A 521-nucleotide genomic window follows, 5' to 3' on the forward strand; every position below is an offset into this window, starting at 1 on the left:
TTGGCTTTTAAAGGTGGCTCCTCCTGCTGGGCTCGAACCAGCGACCTGCGGATTAACAGTCCGTCGCTCTACCGACTGAGCTAAGGAGGAACTATTCTGTCTCTCTTGCTATACAAGAGTTATTGTAAATGGTGCCGACTACCGGAATCGAACTGGTGACCTACTGATTACAAGTCAGTTGCTCTACCTACTGAGCTAAGTCGGCACACTATATTTTTATCGCTCGTACATTTCGCACCAACGATTTTAATTCGTGGTGCCCGGAGGCGGAATCGAACCACCGACACGAGGATTTTCAATCCTCTGCTCTACCGACTGAGCTATCCGGGCRACGGAGSTGTATTAAACGGTTTTTCGCTTTCTAGGTCAATATAAAAATGCAAAAAAATATCGTTTGCTGCTTTTGTTGCCCGCCAATGGGGTGGTTTTTATTTCGTTTTAAATACGATGGAAGTACAGTATATAAACATCTAAGCGACATTTATTTATCAGATTTAATGGGATGAACGGCGATTCCTGCA

General features: G+C 44.5%; 3 tRNA genes. All 3 read right to left on the reverse strand.

The features are described from left to right. Positions 1 to 14: 14 nt before the first annotated feature. A tRNA-Asn gene (locus CIK04_RS32390) sits at positions 15 to 90 on the reverse strand. Positions 91 to 129: 39 nt separating this feature from the next. Further along, a tRNA-Thr gene (locus CIK04_RS32395) sits at positions 130 to 205 on the reverse strand. Positions 206 to 254: 49 nt separating this feature from the next. Continuing rightward, positions 255 to 330, reverse strand: a tRNA-Phe gene (locus CIK04_RS32400). Between the last annotated feature and the right edge of the window lie 191 nt (positions 331 to 521).

It is taken from the genome of Vibrio sp. 03_296, from assembly GCF_002265885.1.